This window comes from Bacillus sp. JJ1566, from assembly GCF_036962685.1.
GTDB lineage: Bacteria > Bacillota > Bacilli > Bacillales > Bacillaceae_L > Ferdinandcohnia.
Map to the genome: position 1 here is coordinate 165885 of NZ_JBALOP010000003.1, position 15771 is coordinate 181655.

A 15771-nucleotide genomic window follows, 5' to 3' on the forward strand; every position below is an offset into this window, starting at 1 on the left:
TAAAATAAAGAATTGGTCGAAGCGTTCCAATTCATCGAAGCACTGTTGAGTAAGGCATTAGTTACCTATAATTCATCTTAAGAACATAAAGTCACTTTAAAAAAATTACAATATTACCAAGCACACCGATTATACAAATACTACAAAGAAGATTAGGGGGACCTTATGAAAATTATTCGATTTGAACAAAAAAATGAAGAGAAAACTACACTTGCAGTCGTAACTCAAGAAGGCAATATTTACTCACTTCCATTTAGCGATTTGATGAAGCTGGTTGAAGCAGCAAAAAACAAAAATGTAAAAACAACAGAATTGATTCAGACAATCATTGAAGATAGTTTGCCATTAAAGGAGCGCCTTGAAGAGTTAAACCTTCAGGTACCAGTTGAGGCCCCAGAAGTATGGGCATCTGGTGTAACCTATAAAAAGAGTAGAGAAGCACGTAACTATGAAGCGACGGACGGGAAACTAGATCGTGAAACTTTTTACGACAAGGTTTATGATGCAGAGCGTCCAGAAATCTTTTTTAAGTCAACAAAAGAACGAACAATTGGACCTAATAGAGATCTTTATTTAAGAAGTGACTCAAACTGGCAGATTCCAGAACCAGAACTTGGACTTGTTCTTAATAGTGAGGGAGAAATTATCGGCTATACAATTGGAAATGATTTAAGTTGCCGTGATATTGAAGGAGAAAACCCTCTTTATTTACCGCAAGCTAAGATGTGGGCACGATCTTGTTCGATAGGACCTGCGGTTTTATTAGCTGATTCTGTTGAAGATCCATATCAATTTAATATAATTTGCCGGATCTATCATCAAGAGGAACTTGTGTTTGAAGGCTCTGCTAGTACAAGTCAATTAAATCGCAGATTTGATGAGCTTGTTTCATATTTGAAGAAAGATAATATTATTTTCCCTGGTAATGTCCTACTTACTGGAACATGTATTGTTCCTCCAAATGAGTTCACCCTATCTGATGGGGACCGGATTGATATTGAAATCTCTGGGATTGGCATCTTATCTAATATCGTCAAAAATCAAGTTGCGACAAAAATAGTGAATGAATAGATAAATAGATAATCTCTTAAGGAGGATTTTGTAATGACAACTCAAACTGAAACAAAAATATTTTTAAACTTTGTAAATGGTTTATGGATTGAATCAGAGAATACTGAAACGGTAGCAAGTATCAACCCTGCCAACAAAAGTGAAATTGTCGGATACGTACAGAAGTCTACGATTAGAGATGTAAATACAGCAGTTGAAGCGGCGAAGAAAGCACAAAAGTCATGGAGTAAACTAGCAGGTGCTGACCGAGGAAAATACTTATTTAAAGTGGCCGATATTCTTGAATCACGTCTTGATGATATTGCAGAAACAATGACACGAGAGATGGGAAAGACTCTTCCAGAGGCAAAAGGTGAAACTGCCCGTGGTGTAGCAATTTTACGCTATTATGCTGGTGAAGGCATGCGTAGGGTTGGCGATGTAATCCCTTCATCTGAAGCTGGGGCACTGATGTTTACTACTCGTGCACCTCTTGGTGTTGTTGGTGTTATTACTCCATGGAATTTCCCAGTAGCGATACCGATTTGGAAAATGGCTCCTGCATTAATTTACGGAAATACGGTTGTGATCAAGCCTGCACTTGAAACAGCAGTAACAGCGGCAAAAGTTATTGAATGCTTTGCTGACGCTGGCTTACCGGAAGGCGTTGTAAATTTGGTGGTTGGCTCTGGTTCCGTCGTCGGACAACAGCTAGTCGATCATCCAGATGTCAATGGGATTACCTTTACTGGATCGGATGCTGTTGGAAGACTTGTTGGGCAAGGGGCATTATCACGCGGAGCAAAGTACCAGCTAGAAATGGGTGGTAAAAATCCAGTTATTGTGGCTGAAGACGCAGATTTAGATTTAGCCATTGAGGCAACAATCAGTGGCGGCCTTCGGTCTACTGGACAAAAATGTACGGCAACAAGCCGTGTCCTGGTGCATAAGGATATCTATGATGAATTTAGAGAAAAACTAGTAAAAAAAGTGAAAGAAATCAAATTAGGAAATGGAATCGAAGATGGTATATGGATGGGACCATGTGCTAGCGAAAGCCAACTTAATACTGTCTTATCCTATATTGAAAAAGGAAAAGCGGAAGGTGCCAAGCTTCTTTGCGGCGGTAACCGTTATTTAGATAATGGATGTAACAATGGTTTCTTTGTTGAACCTACAGTATTTGAAGTAAATAATCATGAGTTGACGTTAACTCAGGAAGAAATCTTTGGTCCAGTCCTAGCATTAATGAAAGTGGAGACATTCGAAGAGGCTCTGAACATTGCTAATGATGTGAAGTTCGGATTAAGTGCGTCGGTCTTTACGAACAATATTCAAAAAATGCTACATTTTATCGAAGATATGGACGCAGGTCTTGTTCGTGTAAATGCTGAAAGCGCTGGAGTTGAATTACAGGCTCCTTTTGGTGGTATGAAACAATCAAGTTCCCACTCCAGAGAACAAGGTCAGGCAGCAATTGAGTTCTTTACATCCATTAAAACTGTGTTTATTAAAGGGTCATAATACATAAAAAACTAGGTCTATCACTTGGGATTTTCCCCACTTCTTAGGATTTCCATATGATGTCTCCATTGATTCAAACATAAAAAAGCAACGCTTCACAAGTTGAACGTTGCTTTTTCATGATTCTATCGTACTGTCTTCAATGCTTTACCCCAAGAAACGACTTGGTCTAAAAGCATGTTCATATTATCGTCGTGAATATTCTGTGGTTTAAAATCAGTTCCATTTTCAAAGTCTAGGAAGAGTGATAATGTTGGATGGGTGCGAACATCTGCAATGTTTAATTCACCACAGATACCACGGAGATGTTCAGCTGCTCGAGCACCTCCGGTTGAACCATAGCTAACAATTCCAGCGGATTTGTTGTACCAAGCTTCACGGGCCGAATCGAGCGCATTTTTTAATGCTCCTGTTATACTGTGATTGTATTCAGCGACAACAAATATAAATCCGTCGAGATTTGCTAATTTTTCATTCCATTTCGCAATTCCAGGTGAATCTCCAGTTCCTAAAAACGGTAAATCATAATCTTTAATGTCTACAATTTCGTAATTCGCATTCCCTTTCTTGTCACCATACCCCTTTACCCATTCTCCGACCTGTGGACTTACGCGTCCTTCACGAGTACTTCCTAAAATAATCCCTATATTTAATTTTTCATCAGTCATTCTTGGTTCCTCCATTGCTTTGTTTTTGCCAAACAGTTTGTCTAAAAAGCCCATACTTAACACCACCTATGTAGTTAAGAAAAGCATTACAATATTAATTTCCCTAGACCATATGAACTTTATTCTTCCATTTTTATGTAGGATTTAGAATTCGTTGTAAAAACTGTTTTGTCCGCTCTTCCTTTGGTTTTTTCAATACTTCATCAGGAGTTCCTTGTTCGATGATGTACCCCCCATCCATAAACAGGACTTTGTCGGATACTTCTCCTGCAAATTGAATTTCATGAGTCACAATGATCATTGTCCAGTTTTCGGTTGCTAAGTCCTTCATTACCTTTAAAACTTCTCCGATTAGTTCAGGGTCTAATGCTGAGGTTGGTTCATCAAATAAAATCAATTCAGGTTTTAGGGCTAATGCCCTTGCGATCCCAACCCGTTGCTGCTGTCCACCTGAAAGTTGGTGGGGAAATAAATTCATTTTCTCCTTTAATCCGACCTTTTCTAGCAGTTCCTCTGCTTCAGTTCTTGCCTCGGTTTTATGTCGTTTTTGAACAATAACAGGACCTTCCATTACATTTTGAAGAGCTGTTTTATGTGGAAAAAGGTTGTAGGATTGAAAAACCATCCCTGATTTTCTACTTAACCGGGTTCTATCCTGTTTACTCATTTTTTCAGAAAAATTAAGCGAAAACCCATCTTCGAACTGAAAAATCCCTTTATCCGGTTGCTCTAACCCATTAAAACAACGGAGCATTGTTGTTTTTCCGGAACCGGACGGACCGATAATGGAAACTACTTCTCCTTTTCCTACACTGATTTCGATATTTTTTAATACTTCATTTTCACCAAATGATTTAGCCAAGCCTTTTACCGTTAAAAACATACCCTCACCTCTTTACCCCGCATTAATGGGCAGTAAGCCCCCCTCTAGAGAAGGTTATGTGGGTGATAGACTGCCCGTAAAGCCCGATTAAATGAACAAAGACTATAATAAGATTGCCACTTCCTGTGGCAACGTCTTTGTGACCCACATCCTGTGGCCTCAACTAACCATCAGTAGGGGATGAAGAAACCCCCAACTGATATAAATTTCACTTTACCTTGCCACATAACGGTCTAATCTTCGTTCTAGCCCTGCTTGGACTAGGGATAAGATAAAACAAATGACCCAATAAATCAGGGCCGCTTCCACATACAATAGAAGGAAATCGTATGTCCTTGCTGCGATCTCCTGTGCCTTACGGAATAATTCTGCAACTAAAACTAGTGAAGCTAGGGATGTGTCTTTTACCAGACTGATAAATGAATTGGACAACGGAGGTACCGAGACCCTTGTCGCCTGTGGAAGAATAATCCGCCTTAGCGCTGTCCATCTTGTCATTCCAATCGTAAATGCCGCTTCCCATTGACCCTTTGGAATCGATAGAATGGATGCGCGAATAATTTCAGATGCATAAGCACCAACATTTAAAATAAAGGCGATTGCTGCACTCGGGAAAGGGTCAATATTCACCCCGATATTGGGTAGTCCGTAAAAAATAATAAATAATTGCACAAGTAAAGGTGTTCCGCGAATTGCTGAAACATAGATAATAGCAGGAGCCTGGACAAGTCTTGATTTCGACAATCGCATCATCGCTGTGAACAAAGCAAGTATAAGTCCACCGATAAAAGAAATAAGGGTGAGTGGAATCGTATATTGAATTGCACCTGAAAGCATGGAAGGAAGGGAGTTCATGAATAGCTCCCATCCCTCCATATTTGCAGTAATTGTTAATAGTAGGCTATTTTGTAGAAACATCTTCACCAAACCATTCCTGGGAGATTTTAGCTAAAGTTCCGTCATCCCTCATTGCAGACAATTGTTCATTAATAGCTTTCACCAAATCTTCATTACCCTTATTAAAGGTAAAGGCCATCTCTGAAACATCTTCTGAGCTAGCTGCAATTTTAATATCCTTATCACCCTGTGATTTGATATAATCAAGGACTGCGAGTTTATCATTAACGGTCGCCTCCGCTCGTCCTTGCTTGATTAATTGAATCGACTGGGCAAGCCCTTCTACACCAACTATTTCAGCACCATTTTCTTGGGCGATTGCACCGTAATTACTCGTCAAGGATTGCGCCGCTTTTCTTCCTTTTAAGTCCGCAAATGTCGTAATGTCACTATTATCCTTTGGAACAACAAGGACAGCTGATGAGTATGTATACGGTTCTGAAAAATCATAATTGGCTAAACGGTCCTCGTTAATTCCCACTTGGTTTGCAATTAAATCAAAACGTTTTGAATTAAGACCCGCAAACATCGAATCCCATTGGGTCTCCATAAATTCCACTTTAAGGTCCATCCGCTTTGCAACTTCTCTAATTACTTCCACGTCATAGCCTGTTAATTGATCCTCTTCATTATGGAAGGTATAAGGTGCATACGTACCTTCTGTTCCTACAGTTAAAACACCTTTGTCCTTGATTTCATCAAACAATGTGCCCGTTTGTGCCGCATTGTTGTTTTCTTCATTATTAGCATTGTTATCTTCATCCGTGCCACCGCACCCTGCTAGGACAAAGGATATTGTAAATAAAATCGAAAAAAGAAAAAGTAATTTCTTCATTGTTAGTACCCCCAGTTTAATAAATTTGTGTTTCTACTTACTAGTAGATTTTACAAGTTTACCTATTCTCATTCACTGGGTGGGTAAGATAAAAAAGAAGCCAGCACGAATCCGCTGACTCCACTCTCATTTATGCTATCACTAGTTTCTCTACTTGTTTCACTACATTTTCAACAGTGAATCCAAATTCTTCGATTAGTTTATCTCCGTTTCCAGATGCACCGAAGGTATCAACCGATAAGATGATTCCATTTTCTCCGACATATTTATGCCAGCCCATTGATGATGCCATTTCAACAGCGACCCTTGCCTTTACATTTACAGGTAGTACACTCGCTTTGTATGCTTCATCTTGTTTTTCAAAGCGATCCCAGGAAGGCATACTGATAACATTGACGTCTATGCCTTTTGCTTTTAGTTCTGTTTGAGCGCGAACAGCAAGCTGTACCTCTGAACCGGTAGCAAGTAGTAATGCATCAGGGACTTCTTTCTCCCCTTTACTAACAACATAAGCTCCAAATTTTACACCATCATAGGCTTTCTCATTTGTTCCTTCAAGGGTAGGAAGATTTTGTCTCGTTAACACGAGTGCTGTTGGCTGATTCTTACTTTCAACAGCTAAGCGCCACGCAGCTTGCACTTCGTTACCATCAGCCGGACGTATTACAGATAGATTTGGAATTGAACGTAACCCAGCAAGCTGTTCAACCGGTTCATGTGTCGGGCCATCTTCCCCTACCGCAATTGAATCATGTGTTAACACATAAGTAACCGGTGTATTCATTAATGCAGATAAGCGGATTGCTGGTTTTAAATAGTCACTAAATACGAAGAAGGTTCCTCCGAATACTTTAACCCCACCGTGAAGGGCCATTCCATTTAATGCTGCTCCCATTGCAAATTCACGAACACCAAACCAAATATTGCGTCCTGCAAAATGAGTTGGTGTGAAGTCATCCTCAGAAGTAATCGTGGTTTTGTTGGATCCGGCTAAATCGGCACTTCCGCCGATAAAATATGGAACAGCTTTGGCAATCGCATTTAAGATTTTTCCAGAAGATGCACGAGTTGCTAGCGTATCGATTCCTGGTGTGAATTGAGGTAGATTTTGCTCCCAGCCTTCAGGTAGCTCGCCTTGGATTGCTCTTTCTAGCTCGACCGCATCTTTAGGATTTTCACCTTTATAAGCTGCAAATAATTCATTCCATCTCTCTTCTCCAGCAATGCCAGGTTCAACAATCTTTTCTTTAAAATCATTATATACTTCTGTTGGAACTTCGAAATCCGCGTAATTCCAATTAAATGATTGTTTTACTAAATGAATTTCATCTTTACCAAGTGGTGCTCCATGTGCATCCGAAGAGCCCGCTTTATTTGGTGAACCATAGCCAATTACAGTTTTGATTTCTATTAAGGTTGGTTTGCTCGTATTGTTTCTTGCTTGTTGAATAGCATCTCGAATGGCATCTAAATCATTGCCATCTTCAACGCGTATAACCTGCCAGCCATAGGCTATAAAACGTTCTTCGGTACTGTCAGAAAAGGAACGATTTAGATCTCCATCTAACGAAATATCATTTGAATCATATAAAACGACTAGCTTACCGAGTTTTAAATGACCTGCTAATGATGCCGCTTCATGAGAAATTCCCTCCATCAAGTCACCATCGCCAACAAGGGCATATGTATAGTGGTCAATGATCGAAAAATTTTCCTTATTGTATTTAGCTGCTAAAAACCGCTCTGCCATTGCCATTCCAACTGACATCGCAATCCCTTGTCCAAGTGGTCCAGTTGTCGCTTCTACACCATCTGTATGATGAACCTCTGGATGTCCTGGTGTTTTTGAACCAAATTGACGGAAGTTTTTTAAATCATCAATAGTCACATTGTAGCCAGAGAGGTGTAAAAGACTATATAAAAGAGCGGAACCATGACCAGCAGATAAAACAAAGCGATCACGATCAAACCAGTTTGAATTTTTAGGGTTATGCTTTAAAAAGTCCGTCCAAAGTACGTATGCCATTGGCGCTGCACCCATTGGTAATCCGGGATGCCCTGAGTTTGCTTTTTCAATCATATCAATCGATAACGTACGAATGGCATTTACCGATAATTGATCAACTGAAACTGTTTTTACCATTATCGTTACCTCCTTTTGGGACATGGGGACAGGTCCCTTGTCCCAGTTTATTGATTTATGGGACAAGGAACCTGTCCCTCTGACCCAGATGCACTGTTTCGGTACATCTTAAGTTTTGATCATTGCCATTAATCATGATAGAGTGGGTGATGATTTTGTTTTCATCTCGTTTGATTCCATTGAGAAGCATATTACTTGTGATACCTGTTGCAACGAATGCACAATCGTTGGTTGCAACTAATTGTTCAAGTTTCAATACTTTATTAATATCTTCAATCCCCATAATTCTACATCTTTCGAGCTCTTCATCTGTTCTTGGAAGAAGTCGAGCCTGCATTTCTCCGCCTAAGCCTCTAATACCAACAGCCGCTAATACACCTTCAGGAGCGCCTCCAATTCCAATAAACAAATCAGCGTGCAATGATTCAATACAAGTAGAAATCGCTGGAATAACATCCCCATCTTCAAATAAATATGTTTTTGCACCTAAACCCCGAACAATATCAATCCATTCCTGATGTCTGCCCCGATCCTGGATAATGACGGTTAGCTCATGTACTTTCTTTCCTAACGCCTTTGCAACCGCATACAAATTTTCTTCAAGTGGCGCATTTATATCGATTTTTCCTGCTGCTTTTGGACCAACTGCGATTTTTTCCATGTACATATCTGGTGCGTGTAGTAAGGTACCCTTTGGAGCAGCGGCAATAACAGCAATCGCATCATTTTGCCCTTTCGATGTGGAGGTTGTTCCATCAATCGGATCTACCGCTATATCGATTTGTTTCCCCTTACCTGTTCCAACCTTTTCACCAATATAAAGCATTGGCGCCTCGTCAATTTCACCTTCACCAATAACAATTATGCCGTCCATCTCAACTTGACTTAACATTGTTCTCATTGAATTCGTTGCGGCCCGATCGGCTTCTATTTTGTTTCCGCTTCCAACCCAAGGAAGTGAAGCAATGGCAGCAGATTCTGTTACACGTAAAAAATCATAGATTAATTGATTCATTGGAGAACACTCCTTAGCAAATGCTTTTCGTCCCAAAATTAGCTACAAGAATTTGAAGAGATTTCTTTACTGATTTCTGTGAAAAACTCTTTTTCTTGATTTACGATTTTATCGACCTTACGTTGAGAGCCACCAGCCCAATGGGAATTTAGGTATGCCGCAACAACCTTTTTCGTAGCTTCTGGTCCGATAATTTGAGAGCCAATCGTGATAATTTGAGCATCGTTACTTAATTGAGCTCTTTCAGCGGAATATACATCGTGAGTAAGAGCTGCACGAATTCCTGGATATTTATTGGCTGCAATGCACATTCCAATTCCAGTACCGCAAAGTAAAATTCCCCTTGTCACCTCGCCATTACTTACACCTGCTGCTACCTTAAAAGCTACATCTGGATAATCAACCGCATCCTTTGAAAAGCAGCCAAAGTCTTCAACCTCATGACCAAGTTCCTCAACAAAGCTTTTTACGATTTCTTTTAAATCGAAAGCATTGTTATCGCACCCAATACCAATTTTCATTTCGAATCCCCTTTCGTTTGTTTACACGGAGTTATTATTCATTATTACTATACTATTATTCTATATTAATTATTTTCTTTTATCAACATTTATTTTCGTTTGTTTTTGTTTTTACAATAAACAAAATATCCTATATTAATCAAATAAACCCTTGCCTTCTATAAGAAATAGGATTAAACTTTAATTAGTGATGAATACTTAGGTAACCTTAATATTTTTTATTTTAATTATTTTTTATTTTTATTTTGATTCAAATGAGGGGTAAACATGAATAAATTATTCGCTACTGAAAGAAGGCAATTAATATTAAATATACTCGAGGAAAAAAAACGAGTAACAGTTAAGGACTTAGCCAGAGATGTAAACGTTTCCGAAGCGACATTAAGAACCGATCTTAATGTGTTGGAAGACGAAGGTCTGTTGACTCGTACTCATGGCGGCGCAGTGTTAAACGAAGATTTAACATCGCCGAAGGTAAGCTTTTCTGAGCGTGAGAAGAAAAATCCTGATTCGAAAAACATCATTGCACAAAAAGCAATTAATCTAATCAACCAAAAAGACTGTATCTTGCTAGATGCTAGTACGACAGCCCTTGCTTTAGCTAGATTAATAAGACAGTCTACTTTAAATATAACAGTTGTAACAAATGGGATTTCTGCCGCGATTGAATTAAAGGAAAACCCAGGAGTAAATGTTATATTAGTTGGTGGTATGGCGAGAATGGGTTCAATGGCACTTGAAGGTTTATTAGGTACGAATGTTTTAAATAAAATCAATATCGATACCATGTTTACATCTGCCAGAGGTTTTTCAATTGAGGAAGGGCTGACCGATTTTAATGTTTATGAAGTAGAATTAAAAAAGGTGATGGCAGGTAAGGCAGATAAGATTGTTGCATTATTAGACCATTCAAAGATTGGTACAAGTTCAATTGCAACCTTTGCAACCTGTGACCAGCTTGATACGATTATTTGTGAAAAGGAATTGGATGTCAGCTTCCTAAAAGAATTAGCAAAACAAAACATTAAAGTTATATAAACGCTAAGAAAGGATACTCACTCAGAGTATCCTTTCTTGATGATATAGATGCTTTTCAAGCTCGTGAAGCAGGATTGTAAATGTCTCCATATTCCACGCAGTTCTTCCTACGAACAATCCGTTAACATCCTGATGATCTATGTATTTTAGGAAATTATCGAGGTTGACACTTCCACCATACAAAATTGGAATCTCAAGGCCGATTTCTGGAAACATTTCGACTAATGTCTCACGTAAAAAGGAATGAATTTCCCAGACATATTCAGGATCCGCTGGAATTCCATTTTCTCCGATTGCCCAAACAGGCTCATAGGCTATGAGAACTTGCTTAGCCTGTTCCTCGGAGAGTCCTTTTAAACATACCTTTAACTGCGAAGCAAGTACCTCACGTGAAATTGAGTTATTCTTTTGCACGATATTTTCACCAATACAAACTAAAGGTTTCATTCCATACTTCAGCGCTGCGAACACCTTTTTATTAATATCTGCATCATTTTCATTATAATATTGTCTACGCTCGGAATGACCCAACTCGATTAAGTCTAAACCAATCTCATTTAACATTTTGGGCGAGATTTCGCCTGTATAAGCACCTGAATCCTCCCAGTGCATATTTTGTGCACCAAGCTTGATTCTTGAGTCAGCGACTTCCTTTTTTATATCAACTAATGCTGTGTGAGAAGGAATGATAAACAACTCAATATTTGAATGAAGCTCGCTTGCAATTTGCTTTAATTCCTTTGTATAAGAAATTCCTTCAGCAATTGTTTTCGTCATTTTCCAATTGGTGCCGATCCATACCCTACTCATTGGTCCTGACCTTCTACCCATTCCTTCATCGATTTGAAGATAATCGAAACGGTTGTAGCACCTGCATCCTGATGGCCAATTGCTCTATCTCCTAGAGATTTTGCTCGACCAAACTTCGCGATATAATCTTTTGAAGCTTCCACACCTTCAAGGGCTGCAGATTCTGCTTTACGAAGTCCATCTATGAAGCTATCATTCGCAGCAGCACTTGCTTTTAAAGCTTCAACAGCAGGTTGAAATGCATCAATCATTGTTTTGTCTCCGAGTTCAGCTTTTCCACGTTGTTTAATTGCGTCTAGTGCCTTTTCAAAAATCTCAGTTAATGACGCCAGTTCAAGTGTTTCCTTTCGCTCTAGCCCCTTGATTCCGCCAACAAACATTGTACCAAAAATCACACCAGATGCCCCTCCCATGGAGGAAATCATCGACATACCAATCGTTTTAAACACATCATTAACTGTTGTAAATTCATTAGCTTTTAAATTCTCATCGGCCTTCGTAAAACCAACCGACATTCCGATTCCATGGTCACCATCACCGATCGCGCTATCAATCTTTGTTAGTAATGGCTTACTTTCTACTACCTTTTCACCGACATATAAAAACATTTCCTTAACTTGATTTGGATTAAGAGCATTTAGCGTTTGAGTAGACATTATCTGACTCCTCCTTTAACTTTTTCAGCTTTGTTGTAATATGGTGAATGTGCAGGAGCATTATATAAATCTTTTAATTCCTCATCTAATTTTAAGAGTGTAATAGAAAATCCGCCCATCTCTTGGGTTGTACAATAGCTATTAACATCCATATCATAAATATTAATGCCTTTTTCCTCTAAAATTTGGGCGACTCTTCTGTTGACAATCAATAATTCTAGTAATGTTGTAGAGCCTAAACCGTTTACATAAACAGCCACTTCATCTCCAGCTTGAATCTTGCTTTCCTCTATTAATGTCTCTAGTAATTCATCAGTTAACTCATCTGCAGGCATTAGTTTAGTACGTCTAATTCCTTGTTCTCCGTGAATTCCCATTCCTAGCTCAATTTCATCATCACCTAACACAAATGGTGGTTCCGTTTCCCCTGGAATAGAACCTGGTGATGTGGCGACACCAATGGAAAATGTTTGATCTGCGCACTTTTGTGTTACACGTGTTACTTCCTCAAGGGACCAGCCTTTTTCTGAAGCCGCACCTGCAATTTTAATGACAAAAACGTCACCTGCAATTCCTCTGCGGTCACCTTTGCGCTCTTCAGGTGCTGATGCGACATCATCAGCTACTAAAACAGTTCGTGTTTGAATATCTTCAAAATCTAATAGTTCAGCTGCCATATCAAAATTAAGTACGTCACCAGCGTAATTTCCATAAACAAATAAGACACCTTTACCTTGATCAACTGCTTGAGCAACGGCTTGAACTGTATTTGGAGTTGGTGCTGCGAATACGTTTCCAATTGCAACCCCATCAGCAAGACCTTCCCCGACGAAGCCCAGGAATAATGGTTCATGTCCACTTCCGCCGCCCGTAACAATGGCAACCTTGTCCTTTATGTCTTTACGGATGATTCCGTTTACATTATCTACTTTAATTAACGAGTCTTTATATGCATACATATAACCTTCGATTGCTTCTTGTACAACATGGCTAGGATTATTGATTATCTTTTTCACTTGCTGTCCCCCCTGATAAGAAATATATAAAATAATAAAACAATTTTAATTATTTTTGTTTGCTTTCATTTATTATTTTAATCTTTTATTTAAACACTGTCAATTTACAAATTGATATTCTTAAATGAAAAATAGATTAATAAAAAGGGAGTACCAAATAGCCAATTTATCGACCAATCAGGCACTCCTCCTTTTAAAAGACATTATTTGTATCCGTTATTGATTAATTTGATGCCAAGTTTAAGTGCTTCTTCAAATGCACTTGAATCTACGATGCCCTTACCTGCAATATCAAATGCTGTACCGTGTGCAGGTGTAGTAATAACAATCGGTAGGCCGCCACTAATGGTTACACCTTTATTAAACCCAAGAGTTTTCATACCAATTTGTGCTTGGTCATGGTACATACCTAGTAGGCAGTTGAAGTTTTCCTTTTTCAACCGTAGGAAAATGGTATCTGCTGAGAAAGGTCCATGCGCATTGACACCTTGACTTTTCGCTTCTTCAACTGCAGGTGAGATGATTTCATTCTCTTCATCTCCCAATAGTCCACTATCACCAGCATGTGGATTTAATCCAGCAACTGCAATTTTCGGCTCAATTCCCGCTTTCGAAACGATTTTATCTGCAAAAAGAATACTGTTTAAAACATTTTCTTTCGTGATATTTTCTGCAACTTCCTTTAAAGGAATATGAGATGTAACTCGTGTAAACCAAACATCGTCCATTACGTTTACTTCCATGAAGCCTGATTCCAAACCAAAAACAGATGCGACCAAATGGATATCATCTTTATATGCATATCCCCCTTGATATAGCGCACTTTTGTTCATTGGACCATACGAAAGACCGTCTATCTTTTCCTGCTTCGCAAGCTCTAATGCAAATACTAGATTGTCACCGGCTGCCTTACCTGATTTCTCGTTAAGTACACCCATTTCGATTTCAGCAGGATCTGTATTCTTTGTATCGATTAGCCATAATGATGAAACATCTGGATTCACTTCATCAATGTTCTCTACTTTTTGGTAGGTTAACTCTTGTCCGGCAGTACGTGCTCCCCGGCTAAAAATACGTTCATCTCCAATTAAAATCCAAGTAGCCGACTCTAAAATTTCTTTGTTTGCAAATGATTTTGCGACTACCTCAGGTCCAACACCTGCAGCATCGCCATATAATAATCCAATCGTTGGTTTACTCATGATAACTCCCCCTCTAGGTATGTAAAATTCTTTTTAGCTCAATATATTTAATAAAATAGTGACAGTGATAATACTTAGGAAAGTGTTAAATATAGTTTGTTTTATGCTGTTGGATTAATATTGGAATTGTTATTCTTTTTACGTTTTTTCAGATATTCAGTGACTAATGGGAAGAATAACATTAGTAGTGATACCACAATTAATGAGACAGTTATTGGTCTTGTAAAGAAGATTGAATAATCACCATCAGACATTTGAACTGAACGTCTAAACTGACTTTCTGCAATCGGGCCTAATACAACACCTAAAATAATCGTGGCTAATGGGAATTTAAATCTTTCTAGTAAATATCCAATCACCCCGAAGATCACCATGATGATAATGTCAAAGAAGCTATTTCTGACCGTATATGTTCCGATAACACATAGTACAACAATGATTGGGCCTAATACTGAATAAGGAATTTTTATGATTTGCTCAAATAGCTTAATAAAAGGTGTTGAAACAAATAACATAAGTACGTTTGACACTAACAATCCCGCAAAAATGGTATACATTAATTCAGGATTTGTTTTAAATAACATTGGTCCCGGCTGCATTCCATGTAACACGAATGCTCCGATTAGGATTGCTGCTGTCGCACCGCCAGGTATTCCTAGAGAAAGAAGTGGAACTAAAGTACCCATGGCTGCGGAATTGTTCGCTGTTTCAGATGCTGCAATCCCCTTTGGGTTTCCTTTTCCAAATGTTTCTTTTTCCTCGTCTTTTGACCATCTAACCGTTTCACTATAAGCTAGCATTGAGGCTGTCGTTGCCCCTACTCCAGGTAGAATCCCAATGAACATCCCAATTAACGATGACCCAGCAACGGTTCCACTGATTTTTTTAAAGATTTCTTTTTCAAATATTTTGGTTTTTACGACCTTTATTGCTTTTCCTAAGGATTCTGATTCAGTGCTTTTCTTAATAAATTCGGATAAGGCAAATAGTCCTGTTATAACTGGAATTAATGCAACACCTGATGTTAATGAAGGCGAATTAAATGTATATCGCAAAGATCCTGTTAGAGGATCCATACCGATTGTAGCAATCATTAATCCGAATAATACTCCGATTAATCCTTTTAAAATGTCTTTTCCACTTAATGACGCAACAACTGTTAGTCCCATAAAAGCCAAAGCAAAATACTCAGGAGATGAGAAGGTTAATGCCACTTCTGCAAGTAAAGGTGTTAATGTAATTAAGCAAAATACTCCAAATAATCCTCCAATAACAGAGGTTAAAATCGTAATTCCTAAAGCCCTCCCGGCATATCCCTGCTGCGCCATGGGGTAACCATCATAAGTTGTAAAAATCGCTTCTGGTGTACCTGGTGTTCGTAACAAGATTGAACCGAAGGCACCAGATAAGCCTGTAATTGAATAAATACCTGTAAGTAAGATAAATGCTGCAGCAGGTTCAAACGAATAGGTGACTGGCATTAGGATAACAATTAACATCGTGCCACTAACTC

The 15771-nt window shown here is 38.8% G+C and carries 15 protein-coding genes; 3 read left to right on the forward strand and 12 right to left on the reverse strand.

The features are described 5' to 3' along the window. The first annotated feature begins 165 nt into the window (after positions 1-165). Complete coding sequence (locus V7112_RS03165; protein WP_335415312.1) at positions 166-1071, forward strand: fumarylacetoacetate hydrolase family protein; 906 nt, start codon at positions 166-168, stop codon at positions 1069-1071. A 33-nt stretch (positions 1072-1104) separates the two neighbouring features. Beyond that, on the forward strand, positions 1105-2574 hold the full coding sequence (gene gucD, locus V7112_RS03170) for an alpha-ketoglutaric semialdehyde dehydrogenase GucD (protein WP_335415315.1): 1470 nt from the start codon (positions 1105-1107) through the stop codon (positions 2572-2574). 125 nt (positions 2575-2699) lie between these two features. Here gucD and V7112_RS03175 read toward each other — a convergent pair whose 3' ends face one another. From V7112_RS03175 to V7112_RS03205, 7 genes are all read right to left on the reverse strand, one after another. Next, positions 2700-3296, reverse strand: coding sequence for an NADPH-dependent FMN reductase (locus V7112_RS03175; RefSeq protein WP_335415318.1), 597 nt, complete (start codon positions 3294-3296; stop codon positions 2700-2702). A 79-nt stretch (positions 3297-3375) separates the two neighbouring features. Then, complete coding sequence (locus V7112_RS03180; RefSeq protein ID WP_335415321.1) at positions 3376-4125, reverse strand: amino acid ABC transporter ATP-binding protein; 750 nt, start codon at positions 4123-4125, stop codon at positions 3376-3378. A 213-nt stretch (positions 4126-4338) separates the two neighbouring features. Then, positions 4339-5043 carry an amino acid ABC transporter permease gene (locus V7112_RS03185; RefSeq protein WP_335415363.1) on the reverse strand — a complete coding sequence of 235 codons (705 nt, stop codon included), beginning with the start codon at positions 5041-5043 and terminating at the stop codon, positions 4339-4341. Further along, the gene (locus V7112_RS03190) at positions 5027-5857 is read right to left on the reverse strand and encodes an amino acid ABC transporter substrate-binding protein (protein ID WP_335415324.1); all 831 of its coding nucleotides are present in this window, start codon (positions 5855-5857) and stop codon (positions 5027-5029) included. The genes V7112_RS03185 and V7112_RS03190 overlap by 17 nt, the downstream gene beginning before the upstream one ends. Positions 5858-5987: 130 nt before the next feature. Next, positions 5988-8000 carry a transketolase gene (gene tkt, locus V7112_RS03195; protein WP_335415326.1) on the reverse strand — a complete coding sequence of 671 codons (2013 nt, stop codon included), beginning with the start codon at positions 7998-8000 and terminating at the stop codon, positions 5988-5990. A gap of 55 nt (positions 8001-8055) precedes the next feature. Beyond that, a complete protein-coding gene (gene glpX / locus V7112_RS03200; RefSeq protein ID WP_335415329.1) occupies positions 8056-9015 on the reverse strand; it encodes a class II fructose-bisphosphatase in 960 nt (319 codons plus the stop codon). A gap of 38 nt (positions 9016-9053) precedes the next feature. After that, positions 9054-9536 carry an RpiB/LacA/LacB family sugar-phosphate isomerase gene (locus V7112_RS03205; RefSeq protein WP_335415332.1) on the reverse strand — a complete coding sequence of 161 codons (483 nt, stop codon included), beginning with the start codon at positions 9534-9536 and terminating at the stop codon, positions 9054-9056. Between the two features lie 267 nt (positions 9537-9803). On the opposite strand from V7112_RS03205, the gene V7112_RS03210 reads away from it, so the two are divergent. Beyond that, positions 9804-10574: a DeoR/GlpR family DNA-binding transcription regulator gene (locus tag V7112_RS03210; RefSeq protein ID WP_335415335.1), complete on the forward strand. Its 771-nt coding sequence runs from the start codon at positions 9804-9806 to the stop codon at positions 10572-10574. A gap of 21 nt (positions 10575-10595) precedes the next feature. Here the strand turns inward: V7112_RS03210 and V7112_RS03215 are convergent, their stop codons facing one another. The 5 genes from V7112_RS03215 to V7112_RS03235 form a co-directional block, all read right to left on the reverse strand. Further along, the gene (locus V7112_RS03215) at positions 10596-11384 is read right to left on the reverse strand and encodes a triose-phosphate isomerase (RefSeq protein WP_335415338.1); all 789 of its coding nucleotides are present in this window, start codon (positions 11382-11384) and stop codon (positions 10596-10598) included. Next, complete coding sequence (gene dhaL, locus V7112_RS03220) at positions 11381-12040, reverse strand: dihydroxyacetone kinase subunit DhaL (RefSeq protein ID WP_335415341.1); 660 nt, start codon at positions 12038-12040, stop codon at positions 11381-11383. Before dhaL ends, V7112_RS03215 begins: the two co-directional genes overlap by 4 nt. After that, a complete protein-coding gene (locus V7112_RS03225) occupies positions 12040-13056 on the reverse strand; it encodes a dihydroxyacetone kinase subunit DhaK (RefSeq protein WP_335415345.1) in 1017 nt (338 codons plus the stop codon). Before V7112_RS03225 ends, dhaL begins: the two co-directional genes overlap by 1 nt. Before the next feature lie 203 nt (positions 13057-13259). Beyond that, the gene (locus V7112_RS03230) at positions 13260-14258 is read right to left on the reverse strand and encodes a PdxA family dehydrogenase (RefSeq protein ID WP_335415348.1); all 999 of its coding nucleotides are present in this window, start codon (positions 14256-14258) and stop codon (positions 13260-13262) included. Between the two features lie 101 nt (positions 14259-14359). Beyond that, a partial coding sequence (locus V7112_RS03235) for a tripartite tricarboxylate transporter permease (protein WP_335415351.1) occupies positions 14360-15771 on the reverse strand: 1412 nt, incomplete at its 5' end.